Below are 24,229 nucleotides of genomic sequence, written 5' to 3' on the forward strand. Positions count from 1 at the left end.
AAAAAACCGACTTTCAATAGGAAGTCGGTTTTGTTTGTATATGGAGAAATATTAACTTCAGGTCCATACTCAGTTTAATGACCTGTAAGGTTGGCTACAGTTTTTTTAACCTATGTTGCCAGCAATTCTTTTTTTATTTCTTCACTAATTGGCATAGGTTTTCCAGTCTTAGGGTGAACATAAACAAGCCTTCCTCTTCCCGTCAAAGCGACTTTCCCATCAACAACCCCCATATAGTGAATATCCATTGACGTATTGCCAACATGATTCGCTTTTACATACATGGTTAAGTTTTCATTGAAATACATTTGTTGCAGGTAGTCGCACTGTAAATCAGCGACCACTGGTATACCAGCATCTTCTTCAGACTTGGTATTGAATAAGCCAACCGATTTTAAAAATTCAATTCTTGCTTGTTCGAAATAAATAAAAGGAGAGACATTATTAACATGTCCAAACATGTCCGTCTCGGAAAATCGAATTTTTATAGGCGTGGAAAAAGAAAAAGAACTTCTCCACTCCTCTAGATTTTCAATATATGATATCGTTTTCATTATTTAGTCCTCCAATTGTTCGCTAAATAATAGTGTAGCACAAAGCCCCCCTTGTTACCCATCGAGGCAAAAGGGGGCTTTTACTACCACTTAATGTGCGTGATCACTACCAAAGAAATTTTTAAATGCTTGAATGTTTGTAGCACGATTCATTGCTGCAATAGATGTAGTCAAAGGTATCCCTTTTGGACAAACTTGCACACAGTTTTGTGAGTTACCACATCCATCAATACCGCCTTCATCCATTAAACCATTTAATCTTTCGCTTGCATTCATTTCACCAGTTGGGTGAGCATTGAAAAGACGTGCCTGTGATAATGCTGCAGGTCCAATGAAATTAGACTTATCATTCACATTAGGACATGCTTCAAGACAAACACCACATGTCATACATTTTGAAAGCTCATAAGCCCATTGACGTTTCTTTTCAGGCATACGAGGTCCTGGTCCTAGATCATGCGTTCCGTCAATTGGAATCCAGGCTTTTACTTGTTTTAATGCATCAAACATGCGTTCACGATCAACAATTAGATCTCTTACAACAGGGAATGTAGACATGGGCTCAAGACGAATCGGCTGCTCTAATTTATCTACTAGGGCTGCACAAGATTGTCTGGCTGTTCCGTTAATGACCATGGAACATGCTCCACAAACCTCTTCTAAACAGTTCATATCCCAGTATACAGGAGCGGTTTTATCACCGTTCGCATTTACCGGGTTTTGCCGTATTTCCATTAGGCCAGAGATAACATTCATGTTTTTTCGATAAGGAACATGAAATGTTTCATCATAAGGAGCAGATTCAGGACTGTCCTGTCTGGTAATAATAAACGTAACGGTTTGTTGTTCAGCCATCATTACTTACTCCCTTCACTTTTTTTCGTATAATCGCGCTTACGTGGTGTGATTAGAGACGTATCTACAGGTTCGTATGTAAATACAGGTTCTTCTGTCTCTTGGTTAAATGCGGCAACGGTTGTTTTCAACCACTCTTCATCATTACGATCAGGGAACTCTGGTTTGTAATGCGCACCGCGACTTTCATTACGATTATATGCACCGATTGTAATAACGCGAGCTAGGTGAAGCATGTTTTTCAACTGACGAGTAAACATTACACCTTGATTGCTCCATCTGGAGGTGTCATTAATGTTAATATTTTCCCAACGCTCCAACAACTCTTGTATTTTCTTATCGGTGTTTAATAGTTTCTCATTATCTCGAACAACTGTTACATTGTCAGTCATCCATTCACCTAGCTCTTTATGAATTTGATAGGCATTTTCTGTACCTTTCATATTCATTAATGCTTCAAACTTCTCACGTTCTTCTTTTTCAGTTCTCTCGAATAACTCTGGAGAGATATCATCTACATGTTTATCCAGCCCGTCGATGTATTTAATAGCATTAGGACCAGCTACCGAACCACCATAAATAGCGGAAAGCAACGAGTTAGCACCTAAACGGTTCCCTCCATGCTGGGAATAGTCACATTCTCCAGCAGCAAAAATCCCAGGGATATTTGTCATTTGATCATAATCAACCCATAGACCACCCATTGAGTAATGCACAGCAGGGAAAATTTTCATTGGAACTTTTCTAGGATCTTCACCTACAAACTTTTCATAGATTTCGATAATCCCACCAAGTTTTACGTCCAGTTCCTTTGGATCTTTATGGGAAAGGTCTAAATAAACCATATTCTCCCCATTAATTCCAAGCTTCTGATTAACACATACATCAAAAATTTCACGTGTAGCAATATCACGAGGTACAAGGTTTCCGTAAGCAGGGTATTTCTCTTCAAGGAAGTACCATGGTTCTCCATCCTTATAAGTCCAAACACGTCCACCTTCTCCACGAGCTGACTCACTCATGAGACGTAGCTTGTCATCACCTGGTATTGCAGTTGGATGGATTTGAATAAATTCGCCGTTTGCATATTTTGCACCTTGTTGATAAAGCACACTTGCAGCAGAGCCTGTATTAATAATCGAATTGGTAGATTTACCAAAAATAATTCCTGGACCACCGGTAGCAATAATTGTTGCATCCGAAGGGAAAGATTTAATTTCATGTGTCTTAATATCTTGTGCTACAATCCCTCTACCTGTTCCTTCGTCATCTATAATGGCGCCAACAAATTCCCAGCTTTCAAATTTATTAACAAGCCCTTCAACTTCATAGCGACGAACTTGTTCATCCAATGCATATAGCAACTGCTGTCCTGTTGTTGCCCCAGCGTACGCTGTTCTATGATGCTGGGTTCCACCGAAACGGCGAAAATCAAGTAGCCCTTCTGGTGTCCGGTTAAACATAACACCCATCCGATCCAACATATGGATAATACTTGGAGCTGCATCACACATTGCTTTTACAGGAGGTTGATTCGCTAGGAAGTCTCCACCGTATACTGTATCATCAAAGTGAATATCTGGAGAATCCCCTTCCCCTTTCGTATTAACCGCACCGTTAATACCACCTTGTGCACAAACAGAGTGAGAACGTTTAACAGGTACAATAGAGAATAAATCTACATTCACACCCGCTTCAGCTGCTTTGATTGTTGCCATCAAGCCGGCAAGTCCGCCGCCAACAACAGCAATTTTGCGATTACTCATAATGAACACTCACTCCTCTTTCTATAAATTAAACGCCGTAAGCAAATTGAATTAATGTTCTTACACCTAAATAGCTTATCGCTAAAAAGATTAGCAATGTTGCATATGTAGCGATCTTTTGAGATTTTGGTGACTGTGTGAAGCCCCATGTTACAAGGAAACTCCATAAACCATTTGCAAAATGGAAAGTAGTAGAAATGACACCAATAATATAGAACCAGAACATAAATGGATTGGTTAAAATATTTTCCATTAGACTATAATCAAGATCTACATTACCCATCCCTAGCTGTATCCGTGTTTCCCATACATGCCAGGCAATAAATACAAGTGTTACAATGCCTGTGAATCGCTGTACGTAGAACATCCAATTTCGGAAATAATTGTATCTTTTCATGTTATTTCGCGCGACAAATACAATATAGACCCCTAGAATTGCATGAAACAGAATTGGCAGATAAATGACTACGGTTTCAAGCAATAGCCTAAATGGTAGTCCATGCATAAAACCAGCTGCCTTATTAAAACTTTCTTCACCATACACAGCAAAATGATTCACCACCAAGTGCTGAACCAGAAAGAGCCCAATTGGTATTACGCCTAACAGTGAGTGTAATCTCCTGTAAAAAAACTCACGATGCTCTGCCATGTGTTACCCCCCTTAGTTTCAAAGTTTACGATTTTCATAACTAGTAACATCAACAAATAGTATCTGTTTTTGTGTTGTTTCCTTACTATTTGCATAATGTACAATTTGCGACATATTTATTGTACTTCTAACTAGAAAAAGCGTCAAGAAAACGTTATCGTATTCTTATAGAAAGTCTTCCTGAAAAAATTAAATTTATAAGAAGAACTTCCGACGGTACACTTGCTAATTTCATTAATTATATAGATAATAAGACTAGCAATTTACTTCTTCATACATAAGAAGCAGGTTACCTATTTGGAAAGGATGACATTCATGTCAAAGGAACAAGATACACTTGATAATTCTTTATTAACTAACCTTCAAAGCACTGGTGCCGGATACGATATACTTCGATACATTGGTTTACCTGAATTATTTGGTAATGAATCCGATACATTGCTTTATTTTATGGGACGAAATCTTGCTAGAAAGTTTGCTATTGAATCCATGGAAGATATTTATGATATTGTGGAGAAATTAGGATGGGGAAAATTGGATCTTGTAAAAGAAAAGAAAAAGGAACTAGTCTTTCAGTTGATGGCCGATAGCGTGGCACAACGACTACAAGCCCCATTAAATACTGATTTTCGACTTGAAGCCGGATTTCTTGCAGAAGCTGTACAACGACTAGTAGGATACGAATGTGAGTGCACCGAGGATATACACCGAAAAATCCACCAAGTTCAATTCAATATTATGTATACGAAATAAATTCAATGAGCTTATTAGAAAGCTCTATATTGAAAAGCCACGAAGCATAAATGCTTCGTGGCTTTTCATATTCACGGACTAAAAAATTTTTATTCGCTATCCTCATTTTCTTTCGTTAAATGCGCTAAAATGTCTTCAGCAGTGTTTATTGGGATACCTAATTTCGTGATATCGGTAACAGTTGCCTTCTTTATTTCCTTCACTGATTTAAAGTGAGTAAGAAGCAATTTTCTCCGTTTTTCACCAATCCCTGGTATCTTATCAAGCTCTGACTGAAACAAGTTTTTCCCCCGTAACTGTCTGTGGAATGTAATAGCAAAACGATGGACCTCTTCCTGTATTCGTTGGACGAGATAAAACTCCTGCGACTGACGTTTTAACGGGATTACTGCTGGCGGGAATCCGTACAATAATTCACTCGTTTTATGGCGGTCATCCTTTGCCAATCCGCATAACGGAATATCAAGCCCTAATTCGTTTTCCAAGACATCTAACGCTGCACTCATTTGTCCTTTCCCACCATCGACTATAATCATATCTGGCAATGGCAATCCATCCTTAAGTACCCTTGAGTATCTACGACGCACAACTTCACGCATTGTATCATAGTCATCAGGTCCTTCTACATCTTTAATTTTATACTTTCTATATTCCTTTTTATTTGGTTTTCCATCTATAAAGACAACCATAGCAGAAACAGGATCCGTTCCCTGAATATTTGAATTATCAAAGGCTTCAATACGATGTGGTGTCTCAATATTAAGCGTTTCACCCAGCTGTTCAACCGCCACAATGGTCCGCTCCTCATCTCTTTCGATAAGCGAGAATTTCTCCTTCAATGCGATTTCCGCATTTTTGGTCGCCAATTCCACCAACTCTTTTTTACGTCCTCTATATGGCGTATGGACATCTACTTCTAATAATTCTTTCACCAAATCATTATCAATACCAATTGGAACAAGAATCTGCTTCGGTTTTGGATGGTGCTGGTGTATATAAAACCTTCCGACATAGCTGAGAAATGTATCCGCTGCATCATCAAAGAAAGGAAACACTGCGACATCACGCTCAATTAATTTCCCCTGCCTAATAAAAAACACTTGAACACACATCCAGCCTTTGTCATAGCTGTAACCAAAGATGTCACGATCGGCATTGTCATTAAGCGTCATTTTCTGCTGTTCCATTACTATTTCTATATGCTCAATTTGATCCCGGAGCTCCATCGCACGTTCAAAGTTCAGCTGTTCACTAGCCAGCAACATTTTTCGCTTAAGATCAGCTTTAATCTTTTTATATCCTCCATGTAAAAAGGAAGAGATACTCTGAACAATTGAAAAGTATTCCTTCTTAGAGGGGGGATTTTCACTACATGCTTTACACTGCCCCAAGTGATAGTATAAACAGACTCTACCTGGTGGGTTATTGCATTTTCTTAATGGATACAAGCGATCTAGAAGTTTCTTCGTTTCTCTTGCTGCAATAACATTTGGGTATGGGCCAAAATACTTCCCCTTATCCTTTTTAACTTTACGGGTTATTAATAATCGAGGATGTCTCTCAGCCGTAATTTTTAGGTAAGGGTAGGATTTATCATCTTTGAGCATAACATTAAACTTAGGGTCATACTTTTTAATTAGATTCATTTCTAATATTAGAGCTTCTATCTCTGAAGTCGTTACAATGTATTCAAAATCTACAATTTCCTGTACAAGTCGCTGTGTCTTCCTGTCATTAGCACCAGTAAAATAAGAACGGACACGATTCCGTAATAGCTTTGATTTTCCTACATAAATAACGGTACCATGTTTATCTTTCATTAAATAACAGCCCGGTTGCGATGGCAGGACAGCCAGTTTCTCTTTAATCGTCTGATTCATGTTATCCATTCCTTTTATCACTTAGAAAATCCCTTGTTACATAGGCAACAAGGGATTTTAATTTACTTTCTATTCACTATACCATTATTACGCGTGCTTGTTAATAAGATCTACAAGCGCTTCTTTAGGTTGGAAACCGATAACTTGATCTACTACGTTACCATCTTTAAACAATAGTAGTGTAGGGATACTCATAACACCATATTTACCAGCAGTTTCCTGGTTTTCATCTACATCAAGTTTAACGATCTGTACTTTATCTTCCATTTCGCCATCGATTTCTTCGAGTACTGGTGCAATCATTTTACAAGGTCCACACCAAGGTGCCCAAAAATCAGCTAACACTAGTCCTTCAGCAGTTTCTTTAGCGAAGTTTTGATCTGTTACGTTCGTAATTGCCATTCTAATTCCTCCTTAAGTGAAGCTTTAAATCATACACCGAGTATACCATCGTTATTATTTCCTTGCGAATACTTTGCTTATACATAAAAAAAGCGCAGAGCCCCTGCTAATTGGGAACGCCGACTAAGAACAACCCGTCCTAGGTCAACGTCGGCATGACCCGGTTCCTCCGGGCCCACGTAGTAATTAAATAGAAAATAGAAAAAGCAATAGCTTTTTCTATTGCTTCATCTTCTTAATATCTTCAATTAACAATGGGAGGATTTCAAATAAATCCCCAACAATTCCATAGTCTGCTACATTAAAGATGTTTGCTTCAGGGTCCTTATTGATGGCAACAATAACCTTAGAGTTGGACATTCCCGCAAGATGCTGAATTGCTCCAGAAATACCTACAGCAATATACAAGTCTGGGGTAACAACCTTCCCAGTCTGGCCAATTTGTAGAGAATAGTCGCAGTACTCAGCATCACATGCTCCGCGCGAGGCACCGACTGCACCACCAAGTACTTCTGCTAGTTCATACAATGGCTTGAAGCCTTCTTCACTTTTGACACCTCTACCACCCGCAACAATTACATTCGCTTCAGAAAGATCTACTCCTTCTGCTGCTTTTCGAATAACATCTTTAATTACAGTTCGAATACCTGCAACATCTATATCTTTTGTGATTACTTCACCTTTCCTGCTTTCATCTCGTTCCAGTGCTGGTACGTTGTTTGGTCTTATCGTAAAGAATGTTAACCCACTTGTTACCGTCTTCTTTTCAAATGCTTTACCAGAATATATCGGCCGAGTAAAAACTGGTGTATCCCCTTCTAGCTCTAAATCAACCACATCTGAAACCAGACCACTCTCTAATTTACTTGCAAGCTTTGGTGTAAGATCCTTACCAACCGAGGTGTGTCCCATAACAATACCAAAAGGTGCTTCTTCTTTAATTACGGATAGTATGGCCTGCCCATAACCTTCTGACGTATACGCTTTCAAATTATCATGCTTAATTGTAATTACTTTATCGGCACCATAATAGATCATTTCATCAGCTTGGCTTTCTTGATCTGTATCACCACATATTACACCAACAACTTCACCTTCTGGCTGAATCTTCTTAGCTGCTGCAATTGCTTCATAGGTCACATTTCGTAATGTACCTTCCCTTGCTTCACCAATAACTAAAAATTTATCACTCATTACGTCTTCCCCTTTCTGACTGAACGGATTTATAACACTTTTGCATCGTTTTTAAGTAAAGATACTAGCTCCTGAACCTGATCACCAATTTCCCCTTCAAGAACTCTTCCAGCTTCTTTTTCCGGTGGCAGAAAAATCTCGACTGTTCTCGTTTTCGCTTCAAGTTCATCTTCATCAATGTCTAAATCTTCTAATTCCAGCTCATCAAGAGGTTTCTTTTTTGCTTTCATAATGCCTGGAAGAGATGGATACCTTGGTTCATTTAAACCTTGTTGGCATGTCACCAATAAAGGAAGTGTTGATTCTACAACTTCCACGTCTCCTTCTACATCTTTTTCTATGGAAACTGTCTTATTATCAATCTTTAAGTTGGTGATCGTTGTAATGTATGGCATCCCCAACAATTCAGCTAATCTCGGGCCGACCTGTCCACTCGCTTCATCAATCGCAACATTACCAGCAAGGATTAAGTCGACTTGTTTATCTTTAAAATATGCTTCGAGGATACGTGAAGTAGTATATTGATCTCCATCTTCTAAATCTTCCTCCGTATTAATTAAGACTGCTTTATCCGCTCCCATTGCCAACGCTGTTCGGAGCTGTTTCTCAGATTCTTCATCTCCTACTGTTACTACTGTAACCTCTCCTCCATGCTCATCCCGTTGGTTAATTGCTTCTTCGACTGCATACTCATCGTATGGATTAATAATAAATTCAGCACCGTCATCTTCAATTTTTCCTGACGATATGTTTATCTTTTCCTCTGTATCAAACGTTCTTTTTAACAGTACGTATATATCCAATTTTGTTCCTCCTCAATTAAAAGTGGATTACTTATCTATAAAGTTTGGCTTGCGTTTTTCCAAGAAAGCCTGGATACCTTCTTTAGCATCCTGGGAACCAAAAACTTCTTTAAATGCATTTGCTTCGGCCTCCAACCCTCTGTCAAAGAGGTCCGTTTTCGCATAAGGCACTAAGTTCATAATATGTTGAATGGAAGGTTTACTTTTTTCTGCTATTTTTTTTGCAAGTTTACTAGTTTCAGTATACAATTCATCTTCTTCCACGACCCTATTGGCAAGCCCAAAGTGATATGCTTCCTCTCCAGATATAGGTTCACCAGATAAAATCATTTCATATGCTTTGGCATTCCCTACATGCTGCGGTAAGCGCTGTGTTCCCGCAAAACCTGGAATAATACCAAGGGTAAGTTCAGGCAACCCAAGCTTAGCAGATTTTGTAACAATTCGAATATGGCATGCCATTGCCAGTTCCAATCCTCCACCAAGTGCAGCCCCATGAATTGCTGCAATAACTGGTATTGGAAAATGTTCTATCTTGTTAAAAAGCTGTTGCCCTTTTTGAGCTAGTGATTTAGAATCTGAAGAATCTTGAAAAGAAGTAAACTCTTTTATATCTGCCCCTGCCGAGAAAAACCTTCCTTCCCCTTTTAACACTATTGCCTTCACACTCTTATCAGCTTCCACTTGTTTTAGTTTTTCTTCCAATTCAAATAAAAGTGTGCTAGAGAGCGCATTAGCAGGTGGACTTTGAATAGTTAAATATGCTACCCCGTCCTTTACATCATAAGCTAATATAGACATCTTTCTCCCCCCTTTGTTATTTTACAGTAAGACCATTTGTAAGTAATTGATGAACGTCTCCTGCCTGATCTCCTAGGTTGTATTTTCTTTCCTTCATTACCCAATTGGTCACCGTTTCATCCAATGTGCCAAATATCATTTGCCTTACAAGTGGTAGAATTAATTCCTTTCGAAAAGTTCCATCCTGCATTCCTTCTTTAATAATACTGTCAATTAAGGTCAAATAGGGCTTTAAAACTTGGTTAATTTTTACCCTCAACTCAGGATTAGACTGGCGTAGTTCTAGCTGCGTTACTACAGCCAAAGGTGGATTACTTGCTAACTGTTGAAAATGCATTTCAATTAATGCTAAAAGCTTTTTATTCGCATCTTCTTTTTGCTCAATGGACTTTTCGGTTTGTTCTATGAACTGTCCCATCTTCTCTTCAAAAACAGAGACTAAAATATCCTCCTTGTTTTTGAAATATAGATAGATGGTGCCATCTGCTACCCCTGCCTTTTTGGCAATTTTTGAAACCTGTGAGGCATGATAACCATTTTCAGCAATTACTTCCACTGCTGCCTCAATAATTTGCTTATACTTTGGTTTTCGTTTATTCATCTTAATCTCCTAATCTAAACAAGAAATAATCAACTGAATGAACCATCATTCATATTTCATTTTACGATCAAAGATGATTTCTGTCAACCGATATAAGTTGTCCAAACTTTTTCCAACAAGAGCCTTATGGGCTCATGCTTTTTGAATGTGTTCCGCTTCTTCCTCTTTCCGTTTTTCTCTTTCTTCATTTACTAAGCTACGTCTAAGTATTTTCCCTACTGCTGTTTTTGGTAGCTCTATTCTGAATTCATAAATTTTTGGTACTTTATATGCTGCCAAATGCTTTCTACAAAAGCGATTTAATTCTTCCTCATTTAAAGTTGATCCAGACTTAAGTACGATGTAGGCCTTAACAGTTTCTCCTCGATAAGCGTCTGGTACTCCTGCGACTACCGCTTCTTGAATACCCTCATGCTCGTAAAGCACTTCTTCCACTTCTCTAGGATAAATGTTGTACCCGCCTGCAATAATCATATCTTTTTTACGATCCACTACATAGAAATACCCTTCTTCATCCATGTATCCTAAGTCTCCAGTGAATAGCCACCCATCTTTCAGTACTAGATCTGTTTCTTCCTGATTATTCCAGTAACCTTTCATTACTTGCGGTCCTTTTACTACAATTTCACCTATCTCACCTATTTCTGCTTCCTCATCCGTCTCCATTACCACGACTTTACATTCTGTGTCAGGCCAAGGTACTCCAATACTTCCATTAATCCTCTTTTCCCATACAAAGTTCGCATGGGTTACAGGAGAAGTTTCTGTTAGTCCATACCCTTCCACCAATTTACCACCAGTTAGTTTCTCAAATTGCTCCTGTATTTCGATAGGAAGTGGAGCGGATCCACTGATGCAGGCTTCAATAGAGGATAAATCATAGTTAGATAGATCAGGATGGTTTAGCAGGCCAATATAGATGGTTGGCGCTCCCGGGAAGAGTGTGGGCTTTTGCTTATCAATTGTTTTCAATACTTCCTTTGCATCGAATTTAGGCAGTAATACCATTTTGGAACCCACCATGATAGAATTGTTCATGACGGTTGTCATTCCGTACACGTGAAAGAAAGGCAGAACTCCGAGAACAATATCCTCTTCACCTTTTGTATTATATAACCAAGCATCACACATTTGAACATTAGAAACTAAATTGTAATGTGTCAGCATAACGCCTTTGGGGTATCCTGTTGTGCCACCCGTATACTGTAGTAATGCAAGATCCTCCATTGGATCAATATCCACTTTTTGGTACGAAGTTTCTGATGCAGAAAGTGCTCTATGCCAGCTATGGGTTATCTCTGATTCTTCTACTTTCACAACCATTTTATATTGTCTTTTTTGAATAAAAGGATAAACCATATTTTTGGGAAATGGTAGGTAATCCTTGATGCCAGTGACAATGGAATGCGTGATGTTTGTCTTAGGAATAACGTTGGTAACGGTAGGAAGGAGAATATCCAAGCAAATAATAAAGCTTGCCTCTGAATCTTTTAACTGGTACTCCAGTTCTCTTTCTTTATAAAGGGGGTTAGTCTGTACAACAACGGCCCCAGCCATAAGTGTAGCGTAATACCCAATTACCGCTTGAGGACAATTTGGTAGCATAATGGCGACTTTATCGCCTTTATTTAGTCCTTTCTTCTGCATAAAGAATGCCAGTTTTTTTGCTTCCTCGTACAAAGCCTCAAAACTTATTTCCTTCCCCATAAAATAAAGCGCTTTCTTTTTTGCGAATCGGGAAGCACTTTCTTCAAGAAATGCGTGCAAGGGCTTCCTGTCATACGTAATACTGGTAGGTATCTCAGAGGGGTAATGCTTTAACCATCTTTTACTCTGCCCCATTCTATATCTCCTCCTTTATTACTATACTATTTTCATTATAACGGTAAATTTCAATTTTTGAAAATTTTATGTAACTTTTATTTAAATAAATACACAATGCCAACTATCATAAAAATAACCGCTACAACTGTTAATATTTTTGCCAACCTGTCAAGTATCATAAAAAACGCTCCCCTATTCTATGCTAACACCAATAACAAAGGCTAATCCAATGGATATCATCATGGAAATTAAACCAACTGCTTTGTTTCCTTTTCCAATTTCTTCGTCAACTTTTATCGTTGGGGTGAGAAATTCAAAAATAAAATACCCAAACAATAATAACAAAAAGCCAAATGCTCCCCAGCCAATACTTTGAAGCACCGTGTCATTATGCTCAATGGAAAATCGAAAAATGGTAGCTATTCCAAATATTTTCCCTCCAGTTGCCATCGCCACTGCTAAATTTCCCTTTTTAATCTCTTCCCAATTTCTATAAGATGTTACTGTTTCAAATATGGCTAGGAATACAAGTGTGGCTAATATAACCACACTGTATCTAGCAGCCGTTACAACAATAACATTTTCCCAAAATGTACTCACAGCGCTTCCTCCTATTTGTCACTAACGCAATTCTATGACGGTAACTCCACTACCGCCTTCTCCCGATTCTCCAGGTCTCTGCCCCGCAATTCTCGGATGCTTCTTGACGAACTCTTTTACACCATTGCGCAAGGCACCTGTTCCTTTACCATGTATGATGGATACCTTGCTATATCCTGCAAGTAAGCTGTCATCAATATACTTTTCTAGTTTTAAAAGTGCATCCTCAAACCTTTCTCCACGTAAATCAAGTTCTGTACTAACATGATAATTAGATCCACGTATTGTAGTGAGGGGTTTTTCATAGGTTTGCTTTTGCTTTCCTAATGGCTGGAGATCCTCACGCTTCATTTTGACTTTCATTATACCGACTTGTACGAGAAATTCCTTATCACTAACCTTTTCTACAATCGTACCCTTCTGATTAAGTCTCAGAAGTTTCACTTCATCACCAGCTTTGATCTCTTTCTTGGACTGTGCTGGCGCAGAAGGCTGTTGTTCTTTTTTCTTTTGTAGCTTAGGCTGCGCATCTTCTAGCATCTTTTTCGCTTCGATCCACTCATGTTCCTTTAACTTCGTCTCTGTTTTCATTTTGCGTATTTCATCGACAATTAGCTCGGCTTCCTCGCGGGCTTTTGCTAATGCTTTCTCTGCCTTTTCCTCAGCTTTCTTATATAAAGCTTCTCGTTTCTGTTCAAATTGGCTCCAGGCATTTCTTATGTCTCGATGTAATTCTTCACTTGCTATAAGCGTTCGATGTGCTTCTTCATACTCTTTTTCAGCCGAAAGTTGTGAATCTTCGAGTGAGGCAATCATGTTTTCCACGCTTTTTGTATCAACACCGATTAACCCTTTAGCCTGGTCGATCACATGATCATTCAATCCTAGCCTTTTAGAGATTTCAAAAGCATTACTGCGACCCGGAACGCCAATTAATAGACGATAAGTTGGTCGTAGCGTCTGCACATTAAATTCTACTGATGCATTTACTACATTTTCTCTATTATAACCATAGGCCTTTAATTCAGGATAATGAGTGGTTGCAATTACTCTGGCCCCTCGACTTATCACATCATCTAAGATGGACATCGCAAGTGCTGCTCCCTCTTGTGGATCGGTACCCGCTCCAAGTTCATCGAATAAAACTAGTGTCTTATCATCAACCTTCTTCAAGATATCTACGATGTTGGTCATATGCGATGAAAAGGTACTCAGGTTTTGCTCAATCGATTGTTCATCTCCAATATCGGCAAAAACGTGTTGGAACACAGAAAGCTCACAGCCATCCAATGCGGGAATCTGTAAACCAGATTGTGCCATGAGCGTGCATAATCCGATCATCTTCAAAGTGACTGTTTTCCCACCTGTATTTGGGCCTGTTATGACAATAGAGGTATATGACTCTCCAATTTCCACATCATTCGGGACCACTTCCTCTTTGGGGATGAGTGGATGTCTTGCTTGTTGCATTTTAATTATTCCATTATCATTCATTTTCGGCATCGAAGCCTTCATTTCTTTACCCAGTTTTGCTCTAGCAAACATAACATCGATATCTGATAATACCTCGATATTGATTAGTAATGGGGCTTCCTCTAATGCAATCTGTTCGGTGATTTCCAGAAGAATTCTTTCAATCTCTTGCTTTTCTTTTACCGTTGCTTCTTGGAGCTGGTTATTAAGGTCAACGATTGCTTTAGGTTCCATAAACAATGTCTGACCTGAGGATGATTGATCATGTACAATGCCACCTATCGCTCCTCTGTACTCTTGCTTTACAGGCAGTACATAGCGATCATTACGAATGGTAATAATGGCGTCCGAAAGCATATTGCTATTGGTACGTGTATAATTTTCCAATCTATCCCGGACTCTGCTTTCATAGGTCCTTATAGAAGAACGGATACTGCGTAATTTTTGGGAAGCACTATCCATCACATAACCGTGATCATCAATACAGCTTTTTATTCGTTGCTCAAGTTCTCTTAACGGTGTAATCTGCTCCACAAGCTCTTCTAAGATAGGGTACGTTTCTTCCAACTTGCCAACAAATTCTTTAACTTGCCTTCCACCATAAATCGTATTTGCCACATCTAAACATTCGTCAGTCCCTAAACTACCTCCGATTACCGAGCGCTTGATGCTTGCCCGTATGTCAGAAATACCACCAAGAGGCATTTCTGCATTTAAACGGACAATTTGGGAAGCTTCATCCGTCTCTTTCTGGCGCTGTATGACTTCTTCCATGTCCACAGATGGCTTTGTTTGAACAGCAAGACGTTTACCTAAAGACGTTGCTGCATGGTCTTTTAATTGATCTATAATTTTATCGAATTCCATTACCCGTAGGATTCGCTCATTCATAAAAGTGTTACTCCTTTTTTCTTCCTTATTTATTCCGTGAAAAATATTTCTTTAACTCTTCAACGGACCACGTATTCATAACAGTATCTTTTTCAATCCAACCTTTTCTTGCAATGCCTACTCCATACTTCATATGCTCCAACATTTGATAGTTATGCGAATCCGTATTTATTGCAAGGTTCACCCCTGCCTCTTGGGCTTTTCTGGCCCACTCTGCAGCTATGTCCAGGCGATTTGGGTTGGCGTTTATTTCTAAAGCTGTATTTGTTTCTTTTGCTTTTTTGATAAGTTGTTCCATGTCTACTTGATACCCTTCCCGTCTTCCGATCAACCTACCTGTAGGATGGGCAATTAAAGACACGTAGGGATTTTCAAGCGCTGTCTGTAACCTACCCATTATTTTCTCTTTCGACTGATTAAAATTGGAATGAATCGCCGCAATAACAAAATCCATTTCCTTTAAGAAGTCATCCGAGAAATCGAGAGTTCCATCTGGACGTATATCCATTTCCACCCCAGCAAAAATTTGGATATCTTTATATGTTTCGTTTAGTCTTTCAATTAGTTCTCGCTGCTTCCTTAAACGGTCTTCATCAAGACCATTTGCTACCCTTAGGTACTTAGAATGATCTGTAATCGCAATATAGCGATAGTTTCTTCTTCTTGCTTCTTCGACCATTTCCTCCAGTGACTGTGCACCATCACTCGCTGTGGTATGCATATGTAAGTCACCACGAATGTCAGTAAGTTCAAGCAGGTTATTTGAAGAGCGGAATTCTTCCACTTCCCCTGTATTTTCTCTTACTTCTGGAGGGATATTTGGTAAACCAAAATGTTTAAAGAAAGCTTCTTCCGTGGGAAAGTGTAATGTCTCACCTGTTTCCTCAACGTCTACCCCATACTCATTAATTTTTTCGCCCCGTGATTTCGCAAGCTGTCGCATGGCAACATTGTGATCCTTTGACCCTGTAAAATGATGTAAGGTGGAAGCAAATTCGGACTGATCAACCAAACGAAAATCTACGTTAATATCATAGATATCCTCAAGTGTCACAGATACCTTCGTATCACCTTTTGCGATGACATCTTTAAGGTTCTCTATATTTAATAATGCCTCTCTAACACGTTCAGGCTGTTCGGTTGCAATGATAAAATCAATGTCTTTTATTGTCTCCCGCATTCGCCTGAGGCTACCAGCACGGGAGTACTGCTGGATTTCACTAACTTGGCTTAAGTATGCTTCAATTTTTTCAGCAATTGGAAGCATGATAGCAATTGGCAGACGTTCTGGACGTTTCCCCACTTCCTCTAGTGCAGAAAGAATTTTTTCTGCCGTTTTCTTTCCAAAACCAGCCAATGCCTCAACCTGTCCATTTTCACACGCTTCTTTTAGAGAGGCTCCATCCCTTACACCAAGCTCTTGATATAGCTTGGCTAATTTCTTACCACCAAGACCAGGTAGATCTAATAAAGGTATGAGTCCTTCTGGTATTTCCTTTTCTAATTGTGCAAGTGTTTCCGAATTGCCTGTTTCAACGAATGCTTCAATTACCGAACTGGTTCCCTTTCCAATCCCACTGATTTTTTGAAAGTCCTCAATGGCAGAAAGCGACCTTTCATCCTTTTCAAGACCCTGCGCTGCTTTTCGGTATGCAGCTATCTTAAACGTGTTTTCACCTTTTAATTCCATATAAATTGCAATTTTTTCAAGTAATTTAATGACATCTTTTTTATTTAAACTCATTGTAAATCACCTACATCCATTAATAATCTTTTTCATATACTTTAAACATTAAAATTTTACCTATGTCGTCATTGCTTCCTAGCTAAAATTTTTATACTTTCCTAACGTGTAAAAAAGACTGATTCAAACTAGTTAATACCTATTGTACATGACATACAACTGTATCACTACTACTTGAACCAGTCAGTTACGGTACTACTATGTTTTTTCATTCACCAGTACATTATTTATTCAGAACGAGCCACTGTATTAAACCAAAGATCTTTTAACTTCTCTGATAAATAAGGGGTGTTTTCTAACATTCCGAGGGCGATGGAAGAGTCGTTTATCCATGTTTGTATACTAGCAACTGGCGTGAGGGCCAAGATATACAAGACAATAAACAATAATAGATAAACCTCTATAAATCCTAGCACTGCACCAAGCAGTTTATTTACTGAATTCAAGACAGGTAGAGATGCCACAAAATCAAGCATTGAGGCAATAATCTGTAATATAATTCTTACTGCAAAAAATATGATAACAAAGGCAATAGCATTATAAAAACCGCTTTCTAACGGTAATGCTTGAAGAAACCCTGCCCAAGCTCCCTCATCTGTTAAGTCGGGATAAGGAATCCATAGTTTTAGCTTCGGACCCAAATTATCATAGTATAGGGAGGCTGCTATTAGTGCCACAATAAACCCTAATAAATGGAATAGCTGGAGGATGAAACCCCGCTTCAATCCCACTAACAAACCAAAAACTAATATAATCAGTATGATAAGATCAAACATATCTAGTTATCCTCTTTCTTTTTTAATGAGCCTAATAATGCTGCATAATCCTCTTTTAATTTTAAGTAATCATTCATAGTATTAACCGCTGTAAGTACTGCAAGCTTGGTGGTATCAAGTTGCCTGTTAGCCTCTTGAATTTCATTCATTTTTTGATCAACTAGGCTGGCAACGAGGCGAACATGACTTGCAGATTCCTCCCCAACAATCGTATATGATTTATTATGTATATCAACAGTAATCCGCGATTTATTATTTTGGGTCACGGGAATGCCCTCCTGCCTGATAAAAAATTCTACATCTTATATTAACATGAAGTGAATGAATTAGGAAACCGAGATATCATGGAACAAACCCGTTTTCTTCTGTCGCTGTTTTTGCTATAGTCAATCTATCGGAAAAAGAGGAGTTGTTTAAATGCCACAGTCTGTGCATACGTTACCATATAATACAATTAAGAAAATGATGCAACATTATCATACATCTCTAACTACTACTCCACAAGGGGCGGTTTTCCGGGCAAAGACCGAGCATGCAGTCATTACTGCCTACAAATCAGGGAAGGTATTATTTCAAGGTGCGAGTCCTGAAAAAGAAGCAGGTAGGTGGACAGATGCAGCAGCCGACACTTCCACTAAAAAAGGGAAGCCAACAGGGAAACCGCAATCAACTTACGCACCCCCTTCTACTTTATTTTCCCAGAGTCATATCGGAACAGATGAAGCTGGTACAGGAGATTACTTCGGACCTATAACAGTAGCAGGCGTTTATGTAAGTGCAAACCAAATTGATACGTTGAAAAAAATGGGTGTTAAAGACTCAAAAAATCTACATGATGATACCATTAGGAAGCTTTCAAGGGAAATTGTAAAAATGAACATCCCTTATACGCTGATGGTGCTTGCGAATGAAAAGTATAATAAGCTACAGGCCAGTGGGTGGTCACAAGGTAAAATGAAAGCGATGCTACATCACTCTGTCATTAAAAGCCTTCTAAAGAAAACAGAAGATAAACCCATGGAGGGTGTATTAATTGACCAGTTTTGTGAGCCGGCAGTCTATAAGCGCCATATTGCTTCTGAAAAACAAGTACTTGCAGAAAAGACCTATTTTATGACAAAGGCAGAAAGCTATTCCATTGCAGTTGCGGCTGGCTCAATCATTGCTAGAAGTCGTTTTCTAGATGAAATAGATAGACTGACAGAAAAGCTTGGTGTTACGATCCCAAAAGGAGCGTCCAAAAAAGTTGACCAAGTTATCGCCAGACTCATCACAGAACATGGGGAAGACGCATTAAACCAATGGGCTAAGACCCATTTTGCAAATACCACAAAAGCGAAAGCCTATTTATAACCATAAAAAAGCCGACCAATTAATCGTGTTTCATCTATCGACTAATTGATCGGCTTCTATAATAATATTATTATGATCTTACATATGCATCATATTTTTCATTTACGTTATGAAGGATGTTAGTATAAGACTCCTCGACTTCTTCGTCTGTAAGAGTTTTATCAGGGTGTTGATATACTAGGCTGTACGCAACTGATTTTTTGTTTTCCCCTATGTTTTCTCCTTGATATACATCAAATATATTGACTTGTTTTACTAATGGAGCTCCTAATTCTACAATCGTCTGTTTCACATCCCCAGCAGGAATCTGCTTATCCATGATAAAGGCAATATCCCTTGAAATGGATGGGTACTTCGGAATTTGACTATAGGAAGGGACAGCACTATGCTCGGCAATCACTTCTTCCATATTCACATCAAATACATACGTATCTTTAAGCCCACTTTCCTTTTGTAAGGCAGGGTGTACCTGGCCAATAAAGCCGACTTCTTTACCATTAATAAGTATTACAGCACTTCTTCCTGGATGCATCTGTGGTATTGTCCCTTTTTTGAAGGAGACTGGTAATTTTAGGTAGTTGAACAATCCTTCCATTATGCCTTTCACTACATAAAAATCAACCTCTTTTTTCTCCTGTTGCCAAGGATGCTCCATCCATTTGCCGGAAAGTGCGCCAGAGACTCTAAGTTGCTCAGATGGTTGGCTCGTAATCATCTTTTCCTGGGAGACGAAGATTTTACCTAGCTCAAAGTAAAACAGATCTGTTTGATTTCTTGCCTGGTTATAGGAGATGGTACTTAACAACTCTGGCAAAAGACTTAACCTTAAATATTTATGATCCTCACTCATCGGCATAGATAGCGCAACGGCTTGTGGGTCTAAATTTTGAATTTCTGGACTGATAAGTTGGCTGATCTTTGCTGAGCTTGTTAAGGAGTATGTTATTGTCTCCATAAGCCCAGCACTTTGTAAGTAGCGTTTCACATCCCGTTTTAGCTGTTGTGTCTCTGTAAGCGCCCCAGCTTGGGCTTCCCCTTCTGGCAATGTAAAAGGCAAGTTATCGTACCCATATACACGTGCAATTTCTTCGAGTAAATCTTCAAAAATGGTTATATCGCCCCTGCGAGTTGGTGCATAGACAATAAACTCTTCAAGGTCCTGCTCAAAATGGAAACGAAGCTTGCGAAATATATCAGCAATATCTTCAGCTGTTATCTCTGTTCCAAGTCGCTTATTTACTTCACTTGTCACAAGGTTAATCTTTTTCTCGGTTCGATCAATTTGGTCGGATTCAACCACATTAGCTAGGACCTTCCCACCAGCATATTGTGTTAAAAGCTGGCATGCTCTTTGACCTGCTTCTCTTACTCTATTTGGGTCGATTCCTTTCTCAAAACGTGTACTTGACTCACTACGTAAACCGGTATCCTTCACTGCTTTCCTTACAGCAGACGATTCAAAATAAGCGGCTTCAAGTAATACCGTTTTAGTCTTTTCATGAACTTCTGTATCAAGCCCACCCATTACGCCGGCTAATGCAACAGGCTTTTCGCCATCCGTAATAACTAGATGTTCTTCTGAGAGTGTTCTTTCCTGCTCATCAAGCGTCACAAGTTTCTCGCCATCCTTAGCACGTCGAACCACAATGTTTTCTGACTGCAAGCGATCATAGTCAAATGCATGTAATGGCTGACCATACTCCAACATTACAAAGTTGGTAATGTCCACTACATTGTTAATCGGTCTAATACCCGCTGCGATTAGATGATTTTTCATCCAAAGTGGCGAATCTTTTACCTCAATATCTTTAATAACAAAAGCTCCATAATACGGATTTAAATCTTTAGCTTCAACTTCAACTTTTATATAGTCTGCAGCATCTTCATCTGTAACTTCTACTTCCTCACTTGGCAGTTGGAGTGGCTGATCCAGTAGTGCAGCAACTTCATAGGCTACCCCTAACATGGAAAGACAGTCCGCGCGATTGGGTGTTAATTCAAATTCAAGTACAGCGTCGTTAAGGTTTAATAATGGTTCTACACTTTCTCCCACTGTTACATCTTCAGGAAAAACAAAAATTCCTTCAGCGAATTCTTTTGGTACATATTTTTCTTCGATCCCAAGTTCCTGTAGCGAGCAAATCATACCGTTTGATTCAACGCCACGTAATTTGACTTTCTTAATTTTAAAGTTACCTGGCAACACAGCCCCTGGCTTAGCTACCGCAACTTTCTGTCCTTGCGCGATATTCGGTGCACCACAGATAATCTGTAACGTTTCTTCTCCCGTATCAACTTGACATAGATTTAGCTTGTCTGCATTAGGATGTTTTTCACAGGATTGTACATATCCTACGACCACATTCTCACTTTTCTCCGCAACGTACTCTACACTTTCCACTTCAATCCCGGACTTTGTTACTTTCTCAGCTAACTGCTCCGGACTTATTTCTCCAATATCTACATAATTCTTTAACCAATTAAGTGATACTAACATTGACCTCTACCTCCTTACGCGTTATGGTACTGTTTCAAAAATCGTTTATCATTTGTATAGAACTGTCTAATATCATTCACACCATATTTCAGCATGGCAATTCGTTCTGGACCCATCCCAAAGGCAAAACCAGTGTATACTTTCGGATCATACCCGGCCATTTCCAACACATTTGGATGTACCATACCTGCACCGAGAATTTCAATCCAGCCTGTGCCCTTACATACAGAGCACCCCTGACCATTACATACCTTACAAGAAATATCCATCTCAACAGATGGTTCTGTAAATGGGAAGAAGCTAGGGCGTAAGCGGATTTCCCGATCTTTCCCAAACATCTTCTTCGCAAACTGATCCAATGTTCCTTTTAAATCACTCATGCGGACGTCTTTCCCTACATAAAGCCCTTCTATCTGTGTAAACTGATGGGAGTGTGTTGCGTCATCTGTATCTCTTCTGTAAACTTTTCCAGGACAAATCATTTTGACCGACTGATCTCCGTCAAATTCCTTCATCGTCCTTGCCTGCACAGGAGAAGTATGTGTTCGCATTAATAATTCGTTTGTTACGTAAAATGTATCCTGCATGTCTCTTGCTGGATGGCCTTTAGGTAAATTTAATGCTTCAAAGTTATAATAGTCTGTTTCCACCTCTGGACCTTCTCTTACTTCATAACCCATCCCAATAAATAAATCTTCAATTTCTTCTACAATTTTTGTTAGAAGGTGTTCTCCCCCAACATTAACTGGACGACCTGGCAAGGTGACATCTATTGCTTCTTCCTCCAGCTGTTTTTCAAGCGCGAGCTCTTCAAGTTTTTGCCCCTTTTCTTCAAGGGCTGTCGTAATTGTTTCGCGTACCTCATTTGCTAATTCCCCAATAATTGGACGCTCTTCCTTTGATAGTTTACCCATTCCGCGTAATACACTGGTTAAAGAACCTTTTTTTCCAAGGTAGGCAACCTTAATGTCCTGTAACTCTTTTAATTCATCTGCACTCACAATCCTACCAAGTGCTTCTTGTTTAATTGTTTCCAATTGTTCCTTCATACTGTTTTACCTCCTTCTATCTTTGTAAATGCCGCATGGTTCTTAATTAAAAGATCCTTCTTTTTTAATCTGCTCTACGCAACAATGAGAAGTGAATCGTTTAAAAAAGAATACAAAAAGCCCCATCCCAGAAAAGGGACGAGGCTATAAATTCGCGGTACCACCCTAATTGACGCATTAACGTACAAAATGCATCCAGCTCTAACATGATAACGGAATGTTCCGGATCACCTTTACCTGTAGTATAAAACAGGGTCCCGGTGTCAGCTCCAGAGTGAAATAATAACAGTCGTTATGGTAAAAATGCTTTCAGTCTAGGCATTTTTTCCCTTTCCCACATGATCATGTTATCTGTCTCTTTCTTCGCTTTTCTATTAAGAATACACTTATTATATGCAATTTAAATTACTTGTGCAACATTATCCTTTAATATAGTACATTAAAATTCCTGCTGCAATGCTTACATTAAGAGATTCTGCTTCCCCGTATATGGGAATTTTGACCACAGTATCTGCCTCTTCCTGTAAAACTTGTTGCACGCCAGCACCTTCATTTCCTAAAATAAGTGCAACCTTACTATTCCTGTTAGTTTCACTGAAATTATGCGCATTTTGTAAAGCAGTTGCCCAAATTGTATACCCGTTCCGCTTTAATTGCTCTATTTCTGTATCTAAAGGAGCTGCTTTAATAGGAATATGGAATAGAGATCCTTGCGTCGATCTAACCACTTTATCATTGTAAAGATCAACGGTACCTGAACCAAGGATGATTCCACCAAATCCAGCGGCATCTGCAGTACGAATCATTGTTCCTAAATTTCCAGGATCCTGAATAGCGTCAATTAACAACAGATGATTATCTAAATCGACTATTGCTTCTTTCATTTTTACAATTGCAGCAATACCTTGAGGAGACTTCGTTTGGGATACTTGCTGAAATACTTGTTCTGTTACAAAACTTACTGGTATTTCTTCACACCATTTCGGAAGCTGAACATCCTCCTGGGCAATAACCTCCAAAATAGTATAATTGCTTTTCCATGCTTCTTCTACCAAGTGATTACCTTCAACTAGAAAGGTTCCTGTTTCCGTTCTTTCCTTCTTTTTATGTAGCTTACGTAACGCTTTTATTTTTTCGTTTTTTGCTGAGGTAATCATAGACTTTTCATCCTTCATATTAAAATTAAAATCGGTTAAAACATCTGAGTAATATTAGTTTGCATTAATAATCCTTGTATCAATTAAATCCATTTTTATTATCATACATATTATTTTACTTCCGGGTCAAACTATCCCTAGCTTTAATTTTCTAAAAGAGGTGAAAAGAAATGGATTTAAATTTACGAAAAGCAATACTAACAAATATCGCGACTAATGACCAATCTCAATTAGAAGCAACCATTGTGGATGCCATCCAGGATGGAGAAGAAAAAATGCTACCGGGTTTGGGCGTGCTATTTGAATTAATTTGGAAAGCATCAGATGAACAAGAAAAACAAGAAATGATCGACGCCCTTGAACAAGGTGTCAAAAAGGAAACTGCTAGTTAATAAAAGTGCAAAAAGGTAAGTAAGTTTACGTTTTTGGCGCTCGGTGCTAAACGAAGAACTAAGAACGTTTGGTCATTTAAGAAAATAAATAGACCGATACTAAAATAGATGCGATTCGCATCTATTTTTTTAAAATAAAGAAAAAGACCTATGCACATCGATACAATTTCTTGAAATTACCAATTATATTTCCACTATTTGTAATAAAACAAGGT

Annotated in this window: 22 protein-coding genes; 3 read left to right on the forward strand and 19 right to left on the reverse strand. The window is 38.8% G+C overall.

The features are described from left to right. Positions 1-110: 110 nt before the first annotated feature. From K3T81_RS13250 to K3T81_RS13265, 4 genes are all read right to left on the reverse strand, one after another. Positions 111-554, reverse strand: coding sequence for an acyl-CoA thioesterase (locus K3T81_RS13250; RefSeq protein ID WP_106897087.1), 444 nt, complete (start codon positions 552-554; stop codon positions 111-113). A 90-nt stretch (positions 555-644) separates the two neighbouring features. Beyond that, positions 645-1,409 (reverse strand): succinate dehydrogenase iron-sulfur subunit, encoded by a 765-nt coding sequence (gene sdhB / locus K3T81_RS13255; RefSeq protein ID WP_106898531.1) that lies wholly within the window; start codon positions 1,407-1,409, stop codon positions 645-647. Positions 1,410-1,411: 2 nt separating this feature from the next. Further along, positions 1,412-3,175, reverse strand: coding sequence for a succinate dehydrogenase flavoprotein subunit (gene sdhA / locus K3T81_RS13260; protein WP_238020507.1), 1,764 nt, complete (start codon positions 3,173-3,175; stop codon positions 1,412-1,414). Between the two features lie 28 nt (positions 3,176-3,203). Further along, positions 3,204-3,824, reverse strand: a complete 621-nt coding sequence (locus K3T81_RS13265; RefSeq protein WP_106897089.1) for a succinate dehydrogenase cytochrome b558 subunit — start codon at positions 3,822-3,824, stop codon at positions 3,204-3,206. 315 nt (positions 3,825-4,139) lie between these two features. Here K3T81_RS13265 and K3T81_RS13270 point away from each other — a divergent pair, with 315 nt between their 5' ends. Next, positions 4,140-4,577 (forward strand): YslB family protein, encoded by a 438-nt coding sequence (locus K3T81_RS13270; RefSeq protein WP_106897090.1) that lies wholly within the window; start codon positions 4,140-4,142, stop codon positions 4,575-4,577. A gap of 89 nt (positions 4,578-4,666) precedes the next feature. Here the strand turns inward: K3T81_RS13270 and uvrC are convergent, their stop codons facing one another. From uvrC to zapA, 12 genes are all read right to left on the reverse strand, one after another. Next, positions 4,667-6,457, reverse strand: a complete 1,791-nt coding sequence (uvrC, locus tag K3T81_RS13275; protein ID WP_238020508.1) for an excinuclease ABC subunit UvrC — start codon at positions 6,455-6,457, stop codon at positions 4,667-4,669. A gap of 87 nt (positions 6,458-6,544) precedes the next feature. Continuing rightward, entirely contained in the window at positions 6,545-6,859 is a 315-nt protein-coding gene (trxA, locus tag K3T81_RS13280; protein ID WP_036572212.1) for a thioredoxin, read from the reverse strand. Between the two features lie 219 nt (positions 6,860-7,078). Next, a complete protein-coding gene (locus K3T81_RS13285) occupies positions 7,079-8,053 on the reverse strand; it encodes an electron transfer flavoprotein subunit alpha/FixB family protein (protein WP_238020509.1) in 975 nt (324 codons plus the stop codon). Between the two features lie 29 nt (positions 8,054-8,082). Then, entirely contained in the window at positions 8,083-8,856 is a 774-nt protein-coding gene (locus K3T81_RS13290) for an electron transfer flavoprotein subunit beta/FixA family protein (protein WP_238020510.1), read from the reverse strand. A 27-nt stretch (positions 8,857-8,883) separates the two neighbouring features. After that, entirely contained in the window at positions 8,884-9,657 is a 774-nt protein-coding gene (locus tag K3T81_RS13295; protein WP_238020511.1) for an enoyl-CoA hydratase, read from the reverse strand. Positions 9,658-9,673: 16 nt separating this feature from the next. After that, positions 9,674-10,258, reverse strand: a complete 585-nt coding sequence (locus K3T81_RS13300; RefSeq protein WP_238020512.1) for a TetR/AcrR family transcriptional regulator — start codon at positions 10,256-10,258, stop codon at positions 9,674-9,676. Between the two features lie 132 nt (positions 10,259-10,390). Next, entirely contained in the window at positions 10,391-12,100 is a 1,710-nt protein-coding gene (locus tag K3T81_RS13305) for a long-chain-fatty-acid--CoA ligase (RefSeq protein WP_238020513.1), read from the reverse strand. Positions 12,101-12,274: 174 nt separating this feature from the next. Further along, positions 12,275-12,682: a DUF350 domain-containing protein gene (locus K3T81_RS13310; protein ID WP_036572201.1), complete on the reverse strand. Its 408-nt coding sequence runs from the start codon at positions 12,680-12,682 to the stop codon at positions 12,275-12,277. Positions 12,683-12,703: 21 nt separating this feature from the next. After that, positions 12,704-15,046 (reverse strand): endonuclease MutS2, encoded by a 2,343-nt coding sequence (locus tag K3T81_RS13315; protein WP_238020514.1) that lies wholly within the window; start codon positions 15,044-15,046, stop codon positions 12,704-12,706. Between the two features lie 25 nt (positions 15,047-15,071). Further along, positions 15,072-16,790, reverse strand: coding sequence for a DNA polymerase/3'-5' exonuclease PolX (gene polX, locus K3T81_RS13320; RefSeq protein ID WP_238020515.1), 1,719 nt, complete (start codon positions 16,788-16,790; stop codon positions 15,072-15,074). A gap of 227 nt (positions 16,791-17,017) precedes the next feature. Then, positions 17,018-17,566, reverse strand: coding sequence for a CvpA family protein (locus K3T81_RS13325; RefSeq protein ID WP_106897099.1), 549 nt, complete (start codon positions 17,564-17,566; stop codon positions 17,018-17,020). A 2-nt stretch (positions 17,567-17,568) separates the two neighbouring features. After that, positions 17,569-17,832 (reverse strand): cell division protein ZapA, encoded by a 264-nt coding sequence (zapA, locus tag K3T81_RS13330; protein WP_106897100.1) that lies wholly within the window; start codon positions 17,830-17,832, stop codon positions 17,569-17,571. A 151-nt stretch (positions 17,833-17,983) separates the two neighbouring features. On the opposite strand from zapA, the gene rnhC reads away from it, so the two are divergent. After that, positions 17,984-18,919, forward strand: a complete 936-nt coding sequence (rnhC, locus tag K3T81_RS13335) for a ribonuclease HIII (RefSeq protein WP_106897101.1) — start codon at positions 17,984-17,986, stop codon at positions 18,917-18,919. 70 nt (positions 18,920-18,989) lie between these two features. On the opposite strand, the gene pheT is transcribed toward rnhC, so the two are convergent. The 3 genes from pheT to K3T81_RS13350 form a co-directional block, all read right to left on the reverse strand. After that, positions 18,990-21,416, reverse strand: coding sequence for a phenylalanine--tRNA ligase subunit beta (gene pheT, locus K3T81_RS13340; RefSeq protein ID WP_238020516.1), 2,427 nt, complete (start codon positions 21,414-21,416; stop codon positions 18,990-18,992). A gap of 14 nt (positions 21,417-21,430) precedes the next feature. Next, positions 21,431-22,465 (reverse strand): phenylalanine--tRNA ligase subunit alpha, encoded by a 1,035-nt coding sequence (gene pheS, locus K3T81_RS13345; protein ID WP_106897103.1) that lies wholly within the window; start codon positions 22,463-22,465, stop codon positions 21,431-21,433. 419 nt (positions 22,466-22,884) lie between these two features. Next, a complete protein-coding gene (locus K3T81_RS13350) occupies positions 22,885-23,622 on the reverse strand; it encodes a TrmH family RNA methyltransferase (protein WP_238020517.1) in 738 nt (245 codons plus the stop codon). Between the two features lie 170 nt (positions 23,623-23,792). On the opposite strand from K3T81_RS13350, the gene sspI reads away from it, so the two are divergent. Then, entirely contained in the window at positions 23,793-24,014 is a 222-nt protein-coding gene (sspI, locus tag K3T81_RS13355) for a small acid-soluble spore protein SspI (RefSeq protein WP_106897105.1), read from the forward strand. Positions 24,015-24,229 lie beyond the last annotated feature (215 nt).

The organism is Oceanobacillus jordanicus (assembly GCF_022095695.1).
GTDB lineage: Bacteria > Bacillota > Bacilli > Bacillales > Amphibacillaceae > Oceanobacillus_B > Oceanobacillus_B jordanicus.